A 17026-nucleotide genomic window follows, 5' to 3' on the forward strand; every position below is an offset into this window, starting at 1 on the left:
CCCATTCCGAACACAGCAGTTAAGCACAACCAGCCGATGATAGTGCCCACCAGTGCGAAAGTAGGTATCGCCGGATTCATTTACACTTCCAAAGCCCCGCTTAACTCAAGCGGGGCTTTTTTATTGCGCCGTGTCAAAGTACAACTGCTGCATCACTGCTTCTAGGTAAATCACTGGTTAGGGAATCCCGAAGGTACTTCTATGTCGATGGACCGCACACGCCGCTCGTTTCGTACCGGATCCAGTAACAATCCGGTCCTTATTATCTTAGGCGTGGTCGGCGCGATTACCGTGATTGCCTGCCTCGGGTGCGGCGGCTGCATGCTGGGTGTTCTCGGGTTGGGAGCATTCTCCGATGGTTCTGGGCTCTTCTTTATGGAAGAGATGGAAGTCGAGGTCCAGCGTCAACTCAAAGACCATCCCGATGTCAAACGCGAACTCGGAGAGATTGAATCCGTCAGCGCCAACATCTTCGACTCCGTCGAGGCGGATGACGAGTTCAAGTCCGATGACTTTTGGTCCTTCGACGTCAAAGGGAGCAAGGCCAGCGGTGAGATCATCGTCGAGGCACCAGGTTTGACGAACGAATCAAGTTTCACTCAGCGAATTCTGAGGACCTCCAATGGAGAGTTTGATCTGGGGCCGACTCCTGACGATTACGTTCCGCTGAGCGAGGCTCCTGACGAAGAGGATTTGGAACCCTCTTCATCGTTAGAATCGGAAGAACCGGCTAACGTTTCTGGGGTCATCGACGGGAACAACTAGTAAAGCGATCTTTGTTCCCACGTCTTTGGCTCCCTGAGGCCAGATTATCGTCATCGTATTTCGAATCCCAACCTATCCTTGAATCGATTTCTGGACTGATTTTGTCCTCGTATTCAAGGATTCGCCGCGCATGGCAACGTTTCTCGATTGGCAGATTGCCTCGTGCCCTAAATGTCATGGTGGGTTAGAGCTGCGCGGTGATACGGTCGTTTGCACTGATCCCCAGTGTCGCTCGGAGTTCCCAACTACCGAAGGGGTCCCGATCCTGGTCCGCGAAGACAACAGCATCTTCGACACCCAATCGTTCCTGAAAAAGGAAGACACGTTCTTTCGATCGATCCCCAAATGGCGTGAGTGGATCAGCCATCGGATTCCGGACGTCTCGCTGAACATCAACGCCGATCGCAATGCTCAGAAGCTTTTGGATCTGCTTAAGAGTCGTCCGGGGCGAACGCGTGTGCTTGTCGTGGGCGGTGGGGTCGTCGGAGCAGGCCTTGGCGAAGCTTTGAGAGATCTCGATATCGAATGGGTTGAAACGGATGTTTCGTGGGGTCCCCAAACTAAAGTCATTTGCGATGCCCACGATTTGCCATTTCGCGATGGCGTCTTCGATGCCGTCATCGTTCAAGCAGTGTTAGAGCATGTCGTCGATCCGACACGCTGCGTCGACGAAATTTATCGTGTGCTGAAGGATGACGGCGTCGTCTACGCTGATACGCCGTTCATTCAACAGGTACACGGTCGCCAGTACGACTTCACCCGCTTTACCCGCTTGGGGCATCGTCGGCTATTCAGACATTTTGAAGAGATCGACAGCGGCATCAGTTGCGGACCAGGCGTCGCACTGGCCTGGTCGCTGCGATATTTCATGCTGAGCTTCTTTTCTTCGCAGCGAATGCGAGGAGCAGTCAGCTTTGCCTCGCGGATTTCCTTTTTCTGGCTGAAATATTTCGACTACTATCTCGCCAAAAAGAAACAGGCCATGGACGCTGCCTCGGCATTTTTCTTTCTGGGTCGTAAAAGCCCGATCATTTTGTCCGATCGAGAACTGCTTTCCGACTACCAAGGCGGGTTCTAACCTGGCCCTACGGTATTGAACACGTCGACGACCCACCACTCGATGTAATAGTCCAGGGGATTGTCGTGGCCGAGAATGATGATCGGGTAATAAAGCCACAATACCAGGTAAAAGCCATCCCAGCCGGTCGACTCCCGTAGCCAAAATGCCAAACCGATAACAGGCCCGCTGCTCAGCACGTAAATAAATGGCACTGCCAAGATGACAACCATCCACTTTGGCCACGAAGTCGTATGCTGATGAGATTCTTTCATTGATACGCCGTGATTGAAGAAGTGCTTACTCGTTGAACCGACTCAGCATTTGCCTGAACAGTTCCATCGGTAGCCCAACCACATTGGTGAGACTTCCCTCATCGATTTCCACCCATCCGGTGCGGTCCTGGATACCAAACGCACCTGCTTTACCTTCCCATAGGCCTGAATCGAGGTACTCTTCGATCTCGTCATCGGAAAGAGGGGCCATCTTCACCGTCGTTCGATCGACATCGACCAATACTTCGTCCATCGGCCGACGCCATAGACAAATGGCCGACCAGACGAAATGATCGTGTCCCCGTAAAGCTCGTAGAATTTCTCGAGCATGTTCCCGATCGGCCGGTTTGCCGAGAGGTCGACCGTTGAGTTCTGCCAGCGTATCCCCAGCCAAAATGATTCCTTGGTCTACTCGGCTCGCCACGTCTTCGGCTTTTTCTCGGGCGATTCTTAGAACCGATTCCCGTGGCGTTTCGTCTAGACGAGGAGGAGTTTCCGCATGCGGGCTCGGAGTAATTACCGTAACATCGTAGCCCGCCTCCTTTAACAGGAGTTGCCGTCGCGGAGACTGACTGGCCAAAATGAGAGATTCAGCGAATTTCGCCATCATTGATTTACCGGAAAGTGCTGCGTTGGCTCCCTTGGAAGTTCTGTACGAAGATAACCACCTGATCGCCATCATGAAACCTCCAGGCCTCTCGACAATGGGGGTTCGCGAAGGGGAGGAAAGTGCGGTCACTCTCGTAAAAGCGTATCTCAAGCAAAAGTACGACAAACCGGGGAACGTCTACCTGGGCGTTGTGAGCCGACTCGATAGTATGGTGACCGGTGTTTTGTTATTTGCCAAAACTTCTAAGGCTGCCAAACGACTGAATGAACAATTTCGAGAACGCACCACTGAAAAGACCTACCAGGCAATTGTTTCGGGAAGCGGTGTCGTTGAAACCGGCAAGTTGACCGATTGGATCCGCAAAGACGAGAAAAATCACCGCATGATCGCTTCCCGGCATCAAACGGCTGGTGGGCAAAAAGGGGAACTGCTGGTCGAGTCCGTCGAAGAAGTCCCAACTGGCTATCATCTCACTATCAAACTTTTGACCGGCCGGAAGCATCAAATTCGCGTTCAACTGGCCAGCCGTCGAGTCCCCATTTTAGGAGACCGAAAGTACGGAAGCTCAGCTCCATTTCCAGCCGGTATCGCACTGCATGCCGCGGAATTGGTGATCGGACATCCCGTATCTAAGGAAAAGCTGACGATAACCGCCCCGATTCCAGCAATCTGGCATAACTTCCTATAAATTAAAACCTTACAGCGATCTCCGAGGTAAATAGCATAGAAACAATGTTCTGTTTTTTGGAGAATATTGATCGGCAAAGCCTCCCCAGAAACGGCTGCTGAAAGTTAAACTAATAGAGCCTCAAGCCTCTTCAATTGATCTTAACGGTGTCCAGCTCTCAGACTAAAAAATTTCGAGATTCCGCGCTAGCCAGCGGCCTCGTGACTGCCAAACAGCTCGAGGACGCCATGAAGACGCTGCGCGAAGGCTCCCTCAAGCACGAGTTCTCGGATGAGGAACTTTCTGACTACCTGATCAACTGCAAAATGCTCACGCAGTATCAGGCCGATCAGTTGTCGAAAGGTCTTACCAAGTTAACCCTCGGCCCTTATGTCATTACCGACTGGATCGGGCAGGGGGGGATGGGGCAGGTATTCAAGGCCGAACACAACTTTATGGGGCGTGAAGTCGCCATCAAAGTTTTGCCGCAGCAGCGTTCGACCCCAGAGTCGATTGGGCGGTTTCTCCGCGAAATCCGGATGCAGGCCCAGCTGGATCATGCCAACCTGGTTCGTGCCTACGATGCCGGTCAGGACGGTAACGTTCACTTCCTGGTGACTGAATACGTCCCAGGTACCGACCTCCGCCGCCTGGTCCGAGCTAAAGGGCACCTCAATCAACACCAAGGGGCGAGTATCATTTCGCAGGCCGCACGTGGCTTGGCGTATGCCCACGACAAGAAGCTGATTCACCGCGACGTAAAGCCTGGCAATATCTTGGTGACCCGTGACGGAACATCGAAGGTTTCCGACCTGGGTCTGGCCGACTTCATGAACGACAATTCCGAAGAATCCAAACTCGGAAAAATCGTCGGCACCATCGACTACCTCGCTCCTGAACAGATTCGCGATCCACATGACGTCTCGGCCAAGTGGGATATTTACTCGCTCGGCTGCACGTTCTATTACGCGTTGACGGGCAAAGTTCCTTTCCCTGGCGGAAATGTCAAAGACAAGGCACGTCGGCACTGCGAAGAACCGCCACTGCATCCGCATCGCTTTAATCCGAGCATCGATCGCGAACTGGTCGAAATCATCGCGGAAATGATGGAAAAGGACCCGCTACGCCGCATTGCATCGGCCAGCGAAGTCGTGGCCCGTCTCGAACCGTGGGCATCGGATCATCGCGCTTCGGATTTCACTGGTCAACCGATCAAGTCGGCCTGGCAGCCGCCACCGCCCGTTTACACCGGTGCCGAATCGGCTCGTTTGAACGACACCGAAGCAGGCTCGAATGTTTACGAGCTTTCCGAGAGCGGATCGGGCTCGAGCGCTGAACAAGGCAGCCAGTATTCGCAGTCGACCGTTCAAGCTTTAATGGCGGACCAGGACACGAAGACCATTCGTGACTCGCGCAAATCGGGCGCGATTCCGCCTCCTATTCCCGTGATTACGCGTTATACACGGCGCGAAAAGCAATTGATCATGGCATTGGTCTTCGGCCTGCCAGCTTCGGCGGTGTTTGGAGCGATCGTGGCCTATGTCGCCACCGTGATTAGCCAATAATTACGCCCATCAGCGCTGGGCGTTTTGAGCTTCTTCCAATTGCTTGGCAAGATTTCCTTCGACGAACAAGCTTTTGTCCTGCGCTATCAGGCGCTGGCCTTTCTCGAACAGTTCGTCGATGCGGCGTTTGATCATAGGATCGAGCTTGCTGTCCTTCAGGAACTGTCCCTTAGCCGATCGCAAATCAAACGCCAGTTCATTGACCGTCCGTTCGGATCGAAGTTGAACCAGCCACTTCTTGGCATCGTCGAGTTCGCCAAGCTCAATCTTTCGCTGCACACGCTGCGCGAGAATCTGTCGGCGTGCCATCGTATCGACAAGTTGATCGCGCCATCCCTCGACAAAGCCTTCAGCGAGTAAACGAGGACTGTCATTGGGAATACGCGCAGTAATCGCTTGGTCGTGCCCAGGCACAATCGGCAATCGGGCCAGCAGGTTACCACCGCTGCGAACGTAAAGCGTGCGAACCGCGGATTGAGGATCCTTTACGATCGGTAGGCCTCCACTGGCATCGGAAGCCCCCAGCAGCGTTGGTCCATCGGGATCTTTGGAATAGACTTCGTACCCGGCCAGGGGCATCGCTTCGGTTGACTTATCGACCAGCTTAAGCTCGGTGTCGTCGTAAGCGGGGCGCACCCCCAGAGCCAAACGCTGCGTGCGAACGTTTCGCCGGCCTGGCAGGGGCTGGGTGTAGCCAGAGATCATGGTGCCACGGATTTGCAAACCATCGTTCGCGTTGCAACTTACATAGGTCCATGGCATCACCACGATTCCGTTTTCTGGAACCAGGTTGCCCTGACGATCGTTGCGACGCAAGATCGGCTGCATCGCCTCTCCCACGCTCACATGACCAGGAATCTGGCCAGGGTAAAGTACCTCGGAGGATCCCAGGGGGGGCAGCTTACTCCAATCAACCTCGTCAACGGGCGGAGCGAATGCCACAGCCTCGCGGATGCGTTGCTCACGCGAGCGGCCTTCTTCCTCGACCAGCGTGGTTGCTTTCAGGGCCAAAGCCACATTGGGCTTCTCGACATCGGTTATTTTTGCCAGCGGCAAGAACTTGTCGTACATGAGCCGTAACGTGGCTGTCGACAATAACGAACGCTGGCGAACCGATGTGCGATGGACACTTCCCCAAGATCGCGTGAGGGTATCGAACTCGCGAAAAGCGATTGCCCAATCTCCGTCATGTTCGATAGAAATCAGCTGAATTCGATCGTACTGCTCGACCCCAATTCCAAGGCTTTTCAGGCGAGCCGTGAATGAAGTGGCAGTGACGTTACCGGTAAGCCACCGCGCAAGCGGTAGCGGAGCATGTCGAATGTCGGTCGCCAAAACTGCTCCGCTGGTCGCGTAACGCGTATCGTTGAGCGTTTGGGTAAAACGTGTGAAAAACGCGTCGTCCCAATGGCAGTCTGGCTGTGTCTCTATCCAGACCAATGTTCGATACGGAGCGATCTCCCACGGCAAGTTCTCTGCGGCTTGAGCACACGACGCCCCCCAGAGCAGTGCCAGGCACGCTCCGCAAAGCCATCGAAATGTCTTCAGTCGTAAATTCATATATGGAGAATCAATTCTTCGCGACATCCCAAGCGGGTGCGAGGTCCCAACGTTCGACCTGTTGAAACAACGTCATCGGCTGATACCCAACTCCACCGAGCGACCGTCGGTAGACGAAATAATCTTGGAGTTGAAATAACGGGAGAATCAGCAAGTCATCATGAGCCAGGCGGTGCAACGACCAGAATCGTTCACGAACATCCTGCCAGCTTCGCGATTGCCCTATCTGCCGTAAAGCCAGTTGAAAGTATTGCGTTTGATGGACGAGGGGGATGTACCGGTCGAACATCCGGGGAACGTCGACCAGCGGTTCGGCGATTTGAACTTCGACGTAAAGCAGGTCGACCTCGACGGCCGCTGGATCGGTTACCTCGGGACTTACCGTCTTTAGCTCGCAAGGAAGTCCCAAACGTTTGTAATACTGCACGATTGCCAGACAGGTTTGTCGAGAAACTTCGGAATCGGGGTGCCCAATCACCAGCTTCGACAAGGGAACCAATGCCTGATTGTTTTCCTCGGCATCTTCACGCAGCTTGATTTCGGCCAGCTTCTGCAGCGCGATGCTCATCTGTGGCTCGTAACTGCGGGGGGCGATCGACAGATCGTATCCGTACGAAACGGGATCGTCAGGACTTACCCCATTGGGTATCGGAGCACTCACCAGCCGGCATCCGTCCAGTTCCTTGCCCCCTAGAAGTCGTGACTGCAAAATCTCTTGACGATTGATTCCATACAATAGCCCACGGCGAAAGTCGCGATTCTTGAGATGGGGATTGTTCAAATTAGGAACTAAGACATGCAGTGTCGGAGCGCGATAGTGATCAAGAACAAGATCCTCTGGAGTTTCCACTGACAATCGAACGGCTGTCGCAGGGTCTAATCGGTCGACCATGTGAACGTCGCCAGCTTCCAGGGCGAGCATCGCATCAGATGTTGTCCCAAAAGGAATTAGCTGGATCTCACTGGGGGGGCGATTCGCCGCGAGGCCTGAATCCTTTTCCGGAACGAAGTATTGCCCGTCTTCTTGGACCGTTATCGGGCGGTAGGGGCCATTCGGTGGAATCGGGAACTGCGAGACGTCTCCTTTTCGTGGAACAAACCCCAGTAGCGCCTCTGGCCGAACATGGGGCAGCCTCAATCGCAGATCGACTTGCCGGATTTCACGGACGGCAATCTTTTCGATCAGGGGTGTCAGTTCCGCCAAGATTTCGTCCTGCCGCGAAGCGGGATCTTGAAGCTGGCGGGAAAGGTCAAAGCCAGTCACTGGCGTCAGTCGATCCCGCAACACAATCGACAGCTCGAACCGATCGACCGGGCGAATGACCGAACCGAACGGTGATATGTACTCGCCCCCTTCGGGACCATAGCCGACGATTTCAGTAAGGTCGCGATAGATCAGCCGTTTGTTGCGTCGACCACTCCAAGTTAAAGTCCCATGAGGTGGCATGGCATCTCCGGTGGCCAGTGTGGCGATCCGGACCTGCGGGTAGCGTCGAATCAGCTCTTCCAGTTGTTCTTTCCCCAAGGGGATCGTCGGATCGATCGCCAACGCCAGATTGGTGGCTTCCAATGCTGCTCGGTATTCCTGCTTGGCGATTTGCTGCTTGGCGCGATCGATCTGCTGCTGAGCTCGCCGGGCCAGATCCGCACGCCACTTGCGGATACTGTCGGCGAATTGGTCTCCGTAGACGCTCTCGAATCGATCGATTAATTTCCGAGCAGATTGCCACTGACGATCATCGATCTCCTTTTGCACCAGACGCAGGCCGACACTTTCAATCGACTTATCCATGCCTGATTTTTTCGGAAACTTGCGTTTCGCTTCTTCGAGCATCCCCAAAGCTTCGTCGAGTGCTCTGGCTTGAAATCGCTCTAACGCATTCTGAACGAGTAGCTCTTCAAGAAGTCGCTCGGTACCGGGGTAGCCGGCATACTCGTCGTTGAGACGCTGCAGATACCGAAAAGCCAGATCAAAGTTCTTATCGCTCAGGTTCTTTTTGGCTTCGTCGACCAGCAATTGCGGAAAGGGCTGATACGCGAGCACATCTCGCCACGCAATCTGAAACTTGCGGCCAGGCATATCGGCCAGTTCTACCGTTATATGACCACCTCGCTCGGTTCCCCCGGCACGAAATGCCGGTTCGTTGATGGACATGATGCGCAGCGGCTTGCCATCCTTCGACGATACAACCGTAACCAAATCGTACGGATCACGCTCGATCAGAGGCTTGGTCATCTCGACCGGAATCTGTTGCTCGTCGGGCTGATCACCATTTTGCGCCGTTAACGGCGCAGCGAATGCCAGCATCAGCACGAATGCCCATGCAATTCTCGCTTGTTTGGCAAAACGCATCATGGCACCATTCCTTCCAACGAAATACCATGCAGCGTCCCATCGTAGCCATGGGCCCAAAGCTGCCCGTCGAAGTACGACAGGCCGTCCGCTAGAGGTTCACCTACGTTGAACTCGGTAACCAGTTCGCCCGTCGCTTCATCGATCAGCCATACCTGACCTTGGGTAAACGAAATAGCCAACAGGTTCTTCACCGGCACCGGCCCACTGGCAATTGCCATCTCCTTCAGTGGGCACTTCCAAGCGATCGAGAAGTCATCTCGGATCGCAATGAGCCCATCCTTGGAGGTTGCACAGTAAACGCGTCCTCCCACAGAACGAGGAGGCATGACGATATCGCCGGTGACGGCGATCGGGGTTTGTTCCGCCATTTCCGGTAGCTGGAACAGGCGAACAGCGTCTTGCTCGTCTTGGCTACCAACGCCGACCAGCATCAGCCCCGCCACGGCCAATTGACCTGACAATGGTTCGGTCAGCTTCACCTCATCTACGGCAGTCAGGTGAGGTTCGGGGCTGGCCTCGACCGCCAGACGAAACAGGCGATTCCCTTGATCGCTGACGACGACCGAGGGTGTCGATCCACCGACAATCGCGGGATACGACCAGTGAATTGTTTCACCAAATGCTAGTTCCGGCTGAAATGGCTGAACATCGGCCGCCCCAGACTTGGCATCAACCACCAGGATTTGCCCGATCTTGGTGGGGATCAAGACATAGTCGTTCCACACGCGCGGGCTGGTTGCTCTGGCGGTGGCCGGAATCTCCCAGGCAACGACTCGCGTTGCCACCTTTCCACCATTGGAACGGACCACCATCGAACGGTTCTCGCCGTCAGGCGGAAAAAACAACTGATTCGAGTCATCTACCTTTTGACCATCACCGAAATGATACGGCTTGGTCGTGACTTCCAGCTTAGACTGCGGCTGGTCGAGGATTTGAACGTTGCCCATCCCCAGCTTGGGCAGTGGATAAACGGCACCACGAGTTGTAGCGACCAAAGGCGAACTTGCGTCTTTGAGCTTGAATGCCTGGCCGGCGGTTGGTGTTCCGATAGTGGTTTGCCAGATGTCTTCGAGCTTGTTGGACTTGATACGCTGGGCCTCAATGACGTAGCCGTCGGCACTGGTACTTCGCCTGGCATGAACGATCATGTCGCCTCGAATGAGAGGCCTGGCCACGAATGTGTCGCCATCGTGATCGACCATCTTTCGCACGACGGATCCCCGTGAAAGCTGCATCACGTATCGGGTCATTCGTCGATCGCACACCCACAAGTCTCCGCGGCTCACTACCGCATAGCCTAAAATGGGTTCCGAGCTATCGGCTTTGGTTGCCGCAACCAGACGCACCGGTACGTCCTTGGCGGCAGTATTAACCTCGTAAACCAGCACCTCCCCTCGATCGTTCGTTGCCACCAGCCGAGCATCGGTAATGACCGGTGCTACCAGCACCTGCCCAGCCTGTCGAACGACATCTTGGGTGACCTTCGCCCCGGTTCCCCCAGCATCGACGCTGAACAGATGCAAAAAGCTGTACTCGAGCCCGGCATTCTCGAAAAGAAACAATTGCCGCAGCGTGCCGGTTGGTTCTACCGTGATCGTGCCCACTTCGTGCCCCACAGGAATCACTTCACCGCAGATGAGGTTGTCTGGGGAAAGCACATAGACGTTCGAATGCTCCGCCACCACATAAACCCCGGCGACCTCCTCCAACATTCCCGGCGGTGCTGAGATTTCTTGGGGGAGCTGAACAGCGGCGATGACTTCGCCTGACTCGCGGGCAAGCTTCCATACCTTGCCGTTACGCTCTGCCACGAGTACGGAGTTCTCGAAAACTTTCGGGCGAAACAAAGGGCTCTCGAACTTCTGCTGCCAGAGTACATCTCCGGTTCGCTGATCGACTGCGAGTAGCGAGTTCTCCCGCGTATCGATTAATGCCGCGACCAACTTATCTCCGTCAGCAGACCATGTGATCGCCTGAGCGTTTTCGTCGAGACCGACGTATCGCCGCCACAACAGTTTGCCGGTATCGATTTCGATGGCGTACGCCGTACCATCCAGGCGAAAGACTGCCGTCTCGCTACTAGCCGACGCCGGCAAGGCTGGCTCACGCTGAACCAGGGTTACCTCCGACATCAAGTTCATGTCGCTTGGGTCTTCGGTAATCGGAGCGGGAAAGTTATCGAGTGGAATAACCTGATCAACTAGCTTCGTAGCGGCTGACGAGACGGCGGCGATCAAGCTTTCATCGGTGCGAAGTCCAGGATAAGAATCGACCAACGATCGTCGCAACTGATAGACCTGCTGAAACTTGCCCTCAGCAGTGCTTTGCTCGATCTTGGCAAGCGTCTCGTTCTTGGCCTGGTCGCGGTCGATTTCGCGCCGAACACGGACCAGATCCATCTCAATCGCTTCGATCCGTGATCGCTGAGCTTCGCGTAGCGAGGTCGGCAGGTAAGTCGGATCGTTGACCAACTCCATGGCAGCACTTGCCAGATCGGATTGCCGCTGCTTCTGCTCGACGCTTCCCGACTGTTGTGCCTGAAGAGTCAAACCAGAGGCAATTTCCGGAAGAATGGTTGCCAACTCGGGTCGAGCTTCATCAAACGCAGGGGACTGATCAATCTCTGGCAGGACCTCCTGTGTTGTTTTCAGCGCTCGTTCCCAGTCACTGGTCCCTTCAACCATGTTCCACAAAGCAGCCATGCCCAGCCGAACTTTCGCCAGGGGAGTGCTCGGATGATCAGGGAAGCGGCGAATGAACTTGTCGTATTCGGCACCGGCTTGAATATACGATCCACTGCGATAACTTTTCTCGGCAGCCTGAAACATGTCGTCGCCGCTGTCGAATGCAAGCCAGAAGTAAAGCAGACCGCCAACCAACAACAACAAAACGAGACTGCCGCCGCCAAACAGGAGCAGGGGAGAGTCCCACGGATTGGTTCGACTTGTTTTCTTTTTGTGAGCCGATGCTTTCCCTTTATGCCCTTTGGCAAAGGGATCTGCTTCGTCTGGTTCGCCGGCGAATCCATCGAGGCCCCCAAGTTCCAGCGGATCGACAGTGGCTTCGTCTTCATCGCGGGGAAAGTCGTCCAATGCAACCAGGTCATCGGGCTCGGTCTCAACGATCTCTTCTTTTACCGGGGCGGCGTCTACCCATTTCTGCTGTGCCCGGCGACGTCCCTCGCTGACGGGGATGGACTCGGCCGTTATGCCCGACCTTGCTTCGGAAAGGAGCTTCTTTGCCTGATACTTGGTCAGGCGTTGTCGATCCAGCAGGAAATGCACCAACTCTTCGATCGAGAGATCCAACTGCCCGGTATTCAATTGACGACGCATGGCAGCGATTTGATTATCGGCCATGTAGTCGTGGGCTTCGATCAGGTCGATGAATTCCGAAATGTTCATCGTGGCTTAATTCTCTGCTAGTGAACGAATCAGTTGAGTTCAGGCTGGTTACCGAGTTGTCACAAATCTTCCTCGGTCGACAACAACCGAATCGAATCGACTCCGGCATCCGCGCCGGCATCGAGTGCGGTGATCACTTTTTCGTGCAATGCTTCGACGTGGGCAATCACCAAGAGCGTTCGAGGGGGCTGCGAGGGATTCGAGGCCCGGGCTTCGCGAATCTGGCGATACAGTTCCTGCTCGCTCGGTGCTTCGCGTTCCTGATCCCACGCCGCGCATCCGACGTAATACGTGTTAAACGAATCGATCCGCACCAGAATATTGTCTGGATCATCCTCGGGATCCTCATCCTGCTGCGCAACAGCGCTGGGAGCGTTGTCTTTCGGAGCAGGCACCTCCATCGACTTTTGAATTTGAAACGAGGCCGTCACCATGAAGAAGATCAACAGCAGGAAGGTCACGTCGACCATCGGTGTCAGGTCGAGTTCTCCGTCCGCGCCTTCTCGGTGCGAGGCAAATTTGACCGGCTGTTCCTGGGCAACGACATTTTCGGACGCCCGAGGTTTCGGCTGCGGCTCGACCACATCTTCCGTGGTCAGTTCCAGAAACTCTTCTTCCTCGTGCGAGTCGCTCAGGCGTGCCGGCTTGGGGACTTCCAACCGCGTATCGCAGTTCGAGCAATAAGTGGTCCCGCCAATCATGTCGACACTAGCCGACAGAAGGTCGCTACACGCGGGGCATCGGAATCGAAAAACGCCGGTGCTCACTTCTTGTCCTGCACCCCCAAATAGAGACGTTCGACCGTATCAACGACACCACCTCGCGTCGCGGCGAGGGCTACCCGCTCGACTTCACCATAAGGAACCCTGCCATCTGCTTTAATCAGCAAATGACGTTTGGGAACCTTGCTTTCCGACGTGCCGGCAAAGCTGCGTTCGATGTATTCGGAAATTTCCTCTTCCTGGCGATTCAAATCGTTCTCTTCTGCCCTGGATTCAGGCGAGACCCCATCCGACAAATAAACAATCGCTCGCCCCTCGGCCTGGCTGGCGGTCATCGTAATCACGGCCGACTCCAGGGAAGAAACGGTTGTACCATGCTTCGCTGGCGGCATCTTGGCGGCAGTCTGCTGCTGCAGATTGGACGTCACGATGAAGAAGATCAACAACAGGAAGGTAATGTCGATCATCGGTGTGATGTCGAGTTCACTTTCCTGCGGCCGCCTGCGGGCCGGCATGATCTCGCCTTCCTCGAGTTCAATCAATTCGTTCGACATGACCACTTTTCGCTTATTATTCCGAGGTGCTCACCGGTTGAATTTCTTCCAGCTCGCTCATCGCTTCCGTGGCGATGGCCTCGCGCAAGCTTCCCATGAAGCGAGTCAGTCCGACCGCGACCAGGTCTTCCATCTTGCGAATGCGAATGTTCACGCTGTTCAAACAGAAGGTCAGCGGAATCGCGATCACCAGTCCCAAAGCCGTGGTGACCAGTGCCAAGCTAATGTCGTTGGCCATGTCACTGGCCTTAACTTGCTCGGCCGCGGCCAGTTTCCCAAACGCCCCCATCATGCCGGTCACCGTACCCAAGAGACCAACCATTGGTGCTCCCTTGATCACCGTGTTGACCCAACTAATGCGATGATCGAGATCCGCCAGCACATCTCGTTGGAAACGTTCTACGACCAACTGCCTTACCTGCGCGTAACCAATTTCTCGGTTCTCGATGGCCAGGTAGGCGAGTTGGGGCAGGGCACGCGGATCCGACTCGCAGAGCTCACTCGCCTCTTGAAAGTCGCCACGTTCGAGCGGTTCTTCCACCGCATCTAGAAACGCATCTTGCTGGGCTTCGCTACGGAATCGTTTCTGTGCTACGCGAACCCAGATCATCGTCACGCAGTACGCGCCCCATAACGCAATCAGACCCAGCGCCACGTACATCGACGCAGCAAAGTATTCGGTAAGTTTCGTAATGTCCATCTTATGTACCGCTAAAAATGCGTGGGCTATCTCGTACTGCGTTGCATCTGACGCATGACGTAAAACTCGTACCCGTTTGAAGTCGGGCGGATACCGAACACCGTTTTTCGAATCGAATGCAAAGGGCGATCCCCCATGAACTGCTGCTCGACAAACGCCAGCAGGTTTTCCGTATCTGCAGGATAGAACTGCATCGGAATTCGCCCTTTTGCGTTGACGCCAGCTCGTTTCAGCAATTCCAAATCGGCCTCGCGAAGCGAGCCAGACTTCCAGGTGAAATAGAGCCGGTCTTCCGCTTTGCCAGAACCCGTTCGACGCTTAGGCGTTGTGGCCGTAAAGTTCGCAGCGTAGTCAATCGTTTGCACACCACCACCGGCAGTTCCCAGTTCGATGCCGAAATGATCGAGTTGCTTGGCATAGGTCGCCAGGTCGGAACCGGCGAACTCGATCTGCCAGCGTTCCCACCGGGGGACGATATCAATTCCGTTCCCTTCCGGCCCCAGCGGACGACTATCTCCCTGGCCGGTTCCGCCGTCGGTTGTCTGTGCCGCACCATCCACGTTTTCCAGCGTCGCCTGTTGCGACGTGACGGCATCGGTAACGGCCTGGTAGTTGGCTTCGATCTGTGGTTCGAGAACTTCTTCCAGTTCTTCCAGGCCTGGTGCTTCCAGATCCTGGGCGATCCCTGCGGCATGATCCCCCCGGCCTGGCGTTGGCTCGATGATGACAGGAATCGAGACGTTCGTTTCCCAGTTTTGCGTCGTCAGAAAAATGACAAACAACACACCTACGCCGGTGCCGACCAGTATCAACACCGCCACCAGCAATCCTGAAACCTGATCGTACGCCGACACCTTGGCCAGGTTGGCGTGAACCGGCCTCTGCTTGCTCTTATTGTGGGGTGCGATCGACGCCATGGACCAGGCATTTTTTCTTTATGGTGAGCGTTTTACGGTTCGACGAACCGGGCATCAGGGCGGAGCGAACGATACCATTCTTTCCATTTCTTGATGGCTAATTCTCGCTCAGGAGGCGTAGGATTTAACGGCATCTGAACCCCATCAATCTTGCGACTTATGAAACGCAACGTGTTGCGGGCCTCGATCACGATACGAGGATCAGGATCAGACAACGCGAAGATCAGGTACGGAACACTGTCGAAATCTTTGGTATCGCGAATGGCCCGAATAGCCATCAGCCGTGCTGCGTAACTTCCTTGGCGTAGCTTTCCCCGAACGGCCTGCAGCGCGATTTCGCGTTCGGTGCCCGTCAGGTTCATGTCGAAGGTGACATCCGTGTCTACCAGATTGTCCAGCGAGCCGTCATCTGACTTGAGTAATTCCAGAAAGCGGTCCGTCTCAGGGACATCCTTCACGTTAATAACTTTGCCGTCTCGCAGTTCGGCCTCGGCCAAATCCTCTGGCAATCCACGACCGCCGGCCAACAAGCCGTTGTCGAAAGTCCGGACGTGCTTCTTGATTGTCTCTTGCGTGCCGCGGACCAGGAACAACACGGCAAACGCGGTCCCAACCGGTTCTCCTTCGTCCGGTGCCTGTATCGAACCGTTACCATTTTGTTTCGACTTGATGTACTCGAATCCAGCGGCGTACCATTTCGGATCAGGATCGGGGCGTCCTTCGTCCAGTTCCTTGAACGCCTGAAATCGCTCCAATGCATACAGAAAGTAGAGGGGCCAACGCGTGCCATCCACCTTGGCGTTCTGATGCATCCATTGATTGCCCATTTGCTTGACCGAATGCAACGCCTGGCGATCGACCAAGCCACGAGCCTTCGTCATGCTCTCGCGACGAGGGTCTTGGGTAACCTCAATAAACTCAGCCGGAAGATTGTTCGCGACCTTACTGCGGCGATTGCTTAGATCGAGCGCATCGGCAGAGACGTACACCGAACAGAGGCCTGCGGTAGTCAGACTAGGGCGGACATCACTTTGAGCAACGCGGGGCTTGCCGCGTTGTGAGACATTTCCCTGATACCCAAAGCCGCCGGAAGGATCTTGTACCGACATGATGTAGTTGGTCAGACTGGCGATATTCTCCAACGGCACCTCAAAGCGGTTCTCATGAGCGAGCCATAAACCGAGCGCTGCGTACTGGGTCATCGAGTTGTCGCCAGTTTGCCGCTCGGCATATCCAAATCCACCATGCGGGCGTTGGTTCCTGATGAAGAAGGTAACAAGATTCTGGATCTCGCGGTTGTACGTGTAAGGATCCAACTCGCAGAGAAAAATGAGTGCCAGGCCGGCGTCGTAGACAACATCACCTTCGTACTTCGGCACCTCCTCGGCAAACTTCTGGCAGGCTCTGACGGCACCGGTGATCTGCGGGTGATCTTGCGGGGTGCCAGATTTCAGCAGAGCCAGGGCGATGACAGATTTTCCACCGACCCGAGAATGGCTTCCCGAGGTAGCGAGGTATCCGCTGGCCGCTTTTACAACCTTCTGGACTTCTGGTGAGTCAGGCGTCAGCGCACTGGCAGACTGAACCGCACCCCAAACGAGTCCTAAAGCTACGAAGCAGCGTACGACTACCAACCGGGTTGGTTTCGTTGGCTGTGACATTGAATCTTTAATCTGTTCCTGAGAAGAGTTGCGCGTAGAGACTGCCCGGTATCGTTGGAAAAGCGCACCACATCTGAGACGCAAATTACCACCAGAAAAGCCGAGAAGAGCTGCTACACGGGGACATAATCCCCCTCTTAAGAGCGAACGCAAAGCATACGTAACTCTTAATCAGCATTGCCGTTAAAGCTAGGAATGTTAACTCAACTTGTC

At 54.9% G+C, this 17026-nt stretch carries 14 protein-coding genes; 4 read left to right on the plus strand and 10 right to left on the minus strand.

Annotation, left to right across the window (positions count from 1 at the left end; genetic code table 11):
* Positions 1 to 201 precede the first annotated feature (201 nt).
* Together C5Y96_RS20500 and C5Y96_RS20505 are read left to right on the plus strand one after the other, a co-directional pair.
* Positions 202 to 765, plus strand: coding sequence for a hypothetical protein (locus tag C5Y96_RS20500; RefSeq protein ID WP_105357261.1), 564 nt, complete (start codon positions 202 to 204; stop codon positions 763 to 765).
* Between the two features lie 130 nt (positions 766 to 895).
* A complete protein-coding gene (locus C5Y96_RS20505) occupies positions 896 to 1843 on the plus strand; it encodes a methyltransferase domain-containing protein (RefSeq protein WP_105357264.1) in 948 nt (315 codons plus the stop codon).
* On the opposite strand, the gene C5Y96_RS20510 is transcribed toward C5Y96_RS20505, so the two are convergent.
* Together C5Y96_RS20510 and C5Y96_RS20515 are read right to left on the minus strand one after the other, a co-directional pair.
* Positions 1840 to 2097: a hypothetical protein gene (locus C5Y96_RS20510; RefSeq protein ID WP_105357267.1), complete on the minus strand. Its 258-nt coding sequence runs from the start codon at positions 2095 to 2097 to the stop codon at positions 1840 to 1842. The genes C5Y96_RS20505 and C5Y96_RS20510 overlap by 4 nt on opposite strands.
* Before the next feature lie 25 nt (positions 2098 to 2122).
* On the minus strand, positions 2123 to 2779 hold the full coding sequence (locus tag C5Y96_RS20515; RefSeq protein WP_315850663.1) for a nucleoside triphosphate pyrophosphatase: 657 nt from the start codon (positions 2777 to 2779) through the stop codon (positions 2123 to 2125).
* On the opposite strand from C5Y96_RS20515, the gene C5Y96_RS20520 reads away from it, so the two are divergent.
* Positions 2679 to 3395, plus strand: coding sequence for an RluA family pseudouridine synthase (locus tag C5Y96_RS20520; protein WP_105357271.1), 717 nt, complete (start codon positions 2679 to 2681; stop codon positions 3393 to 3395). The two genes, C5Y96_RS20515 and C5Y96_RS20520, sit on opposite strands and share 101 nt — an antisense overlap.
* A 200-nt stretch (positions 3396 to 3595) precedes the next feature.
* Positions 3596 to 4939: a serine/threonine protein kinase gene (locus C5Y96_RS20525; RefSeq protein WP_233199040.1), complete on the plus strand. Its 1344-nt coding sequence runs from the start codon at positions 3596 to 3598 to the stop codon at positions 4937 to 4939.
* 9 nt (positions 4940 to 4948) lie between these two features.
* On the opposite strand, the gene C5Y96_RS20530 is transcribed toward C5Y96_RS20525, so the two are convergent.
* Genes C5Y96_RS20530 through C5Y96_RS20565 form a run of 8 tightly spaced genes read right to left on the minus strand, consistent with a single transcriptional unit; the run spans position 4949 to position 16813 of the window.
* Complete coding sequence (locus tag C5Y96_RS20530; RefSeq protein ID WP_105357276.1) at positions 4949 to 6499, minus strand: hypothetical protein; 1551 nt, start codon at positions 6497 to 6499, stop codon at positions 4949 to 4951.
* Positions 6500 to 6509: 10 nt separating this feature from the next.
* The gene (locus tag C5Y96_RS20535) at positions 6510 to 8855 is read right to left on the minus strand and encodes an ABC transporter substrate-binding protein (RefSeq protein WP_105357279.1); all 2346 of its coding nucleotides are present in this window, start codon (positions 8853 to 8855) and stop codon (positions 6510 to 6512) included.
* Complete coding sequence (locus C5Y96_RS20540; protein WP_105357281.1) at positions 8852 to 12259, minus strand: PQQ-binding-like beta-propeller repeat protein; 3408 nt, start codon at positions 12257 to 12259, stop codon at positions 8852 to 8854. The genes C5Y96_RS20535 and C5Y96_RS20540 overlap by 4 nt, the downstream gene beginning before the upstream one ends.
* A 59-nt stretch (positions 12260 to 12318) precedes the next feature.
* A complete protein-coding gene (locus C5Y96_RS20545; RefSeq protein WP_114322197.1) occupies positions 12319 to 13026 on the minus strand; it encodes an ExbD/TolR family protein in 708 nt (235 codons plus the stop codon).
* Positions 13023 to 13535 carry an ExbD/TolR family protein gene (locus C5Y96_RS20550; protein WP_105357284.1) on the minus strand — a complete coding sequence of 171 codons (513 nt, stop codon included), beginning with the start codon at positions 13533 to 13535 and terminating at the stop codon, positions 13023 to 13025. Before C5Y96_RS20550 ends, C5Y96_RS20545 begins: the two co-directional genes overlap by 4 nt.
* Positions 13536 to 13551: 16 nt before the next feature.
* A complete protein-coding gene (locus tag C5Y96_RS20555) occupies positions 13552 to 14235 on the minus strand; it encodes a MotA/TolQ/ExbB proton channel family protein (RefSeq protein ID WP_105357286.1) in 684 nt (227 codons plus the stop codon).
* A gap of 26 nt (positions 14236 to 14261) precedes the next feature.
* Positions 14262 to 15152 carry a hypothetical protein gene (locus C5Y96_RS20560; protein ID WP_105357288.1) on the minus strand — a complete coding sequence of 297 codons (891 nt, stop codon included), beginning with the start codon at positions 15150 to 15152 and terminating at the stop codon, positions 14262 to 14264.
* A gap of 32 nt (positions 15153 to 15184) precedes the next feature.
* Positions 15185 to 16813, minus strand: coding sequence for a prenyltransferase/squalene oxidase repeat-containing protein (locus C5Y96_RS20565; RefSeq protein WP_105357290.1), 1629 nt, complete (start codon positions 16811 to 16813; stop codon positions 15185 to 15187).
* Between the last annotated feature and the right edge of the window lie 213 nt (positions 16814 to 17026).

Source organism: Blastopirellula marina (genome assembly GCF_002967715.1).
In the GTDB taxonomy this organism is placed as follows: Bacteria; Planctomycetota; Planctomycetia; order Pirellulales; family Pirellulaceae; genus Bremerella; species Bremerella marina_B.

Bases quoted from the DNA above. Each gene is read 5' to 3' on its own strand.
- C5Y96_RS20500 (WP_105357261.1), top strand. From the start codon at position 202: ATGTCGATGGACCGCACACGCCGCTCGTTTCGTACCGGATCCAGTAAC.
- C5Y96_RS20505 (WP_105357264.1), top strand. From the start codon at position 896: ATGGCAACGTTTCTCGATTGGCAGATTGCCTCGTGCCCTAAATGTCAT.
- C5Y96_RS20510 (WP_105357267.1), bottom strand. From the start codon at position 2,097: ATGAAAGAATCTCATCAGCATACGACTTCGTGGCCAAAGTGGATGGTT.
- C5Y96_RS20520 (WP_105357271.1), top strand. From the start codon at position 2,679: ATGAGAGATTCAGCGAATTTCGCCATCATTGATTTACCGGAAAGTGCT.
- C5Y96_RS20515 (WP_315850663.1), bottom strand. From the start codon at position 2,779: ATGATGGCGATCAGGTGGTTATCTTCGTACAGAACTTCCAAGGGAGCC.
- C5Y96_RS20530 (WP_105357276.1), bottom strand. From the start codon at position 6,499: ATGAATTTACGACTGAAGACATTTCGATGGCTTTGCGGAGCGTGCCTG.
- C5Y96_RS20535 (WP_105357279.1), bottom strand. From the start codon at position 8,855: ATGATGCGTTTTGCCAAACAAGCGAGAATTGCATGGGCATTCGTGCTG.
- C5Y96_RS20540 (WP_105357281.1), bottom strand. From the start codon at position 12,259: ATGAACATTTCGGAATTCATCGACCTGATCGAAGCCCACGACTACATG.
- C5Y96_RS20550 (WP_105357284.1), bottom strand. From the start codon at position 13,535: ATGTCGAACGAATTGATTGAACTCGAGGAAGGCGAGATCATGCCGGCC.
- C5Y96_RS20555 (WP_105357286.1), bottom strand. From the start codon at position 14,235: ATGGACATTACGAAACTTACCGAATACTTTGCTGCGTCGATGTACGTG.
- C5Y96_RS20560 (WP_105357288.1), bottom strand. From the start codon at position 15,152: ATGGCGTCGATCGCACCCCACAATAAGAGCAAGCAGAGGCCGGTTCAC.
- C5Y96_RS20565 (WP_105357290.1), bottom strand. From the start codon at position 16,813: ATGTCACAGCCAACGAAACCAACCCGGTTGGTAGTCGTACGCTGCTTC.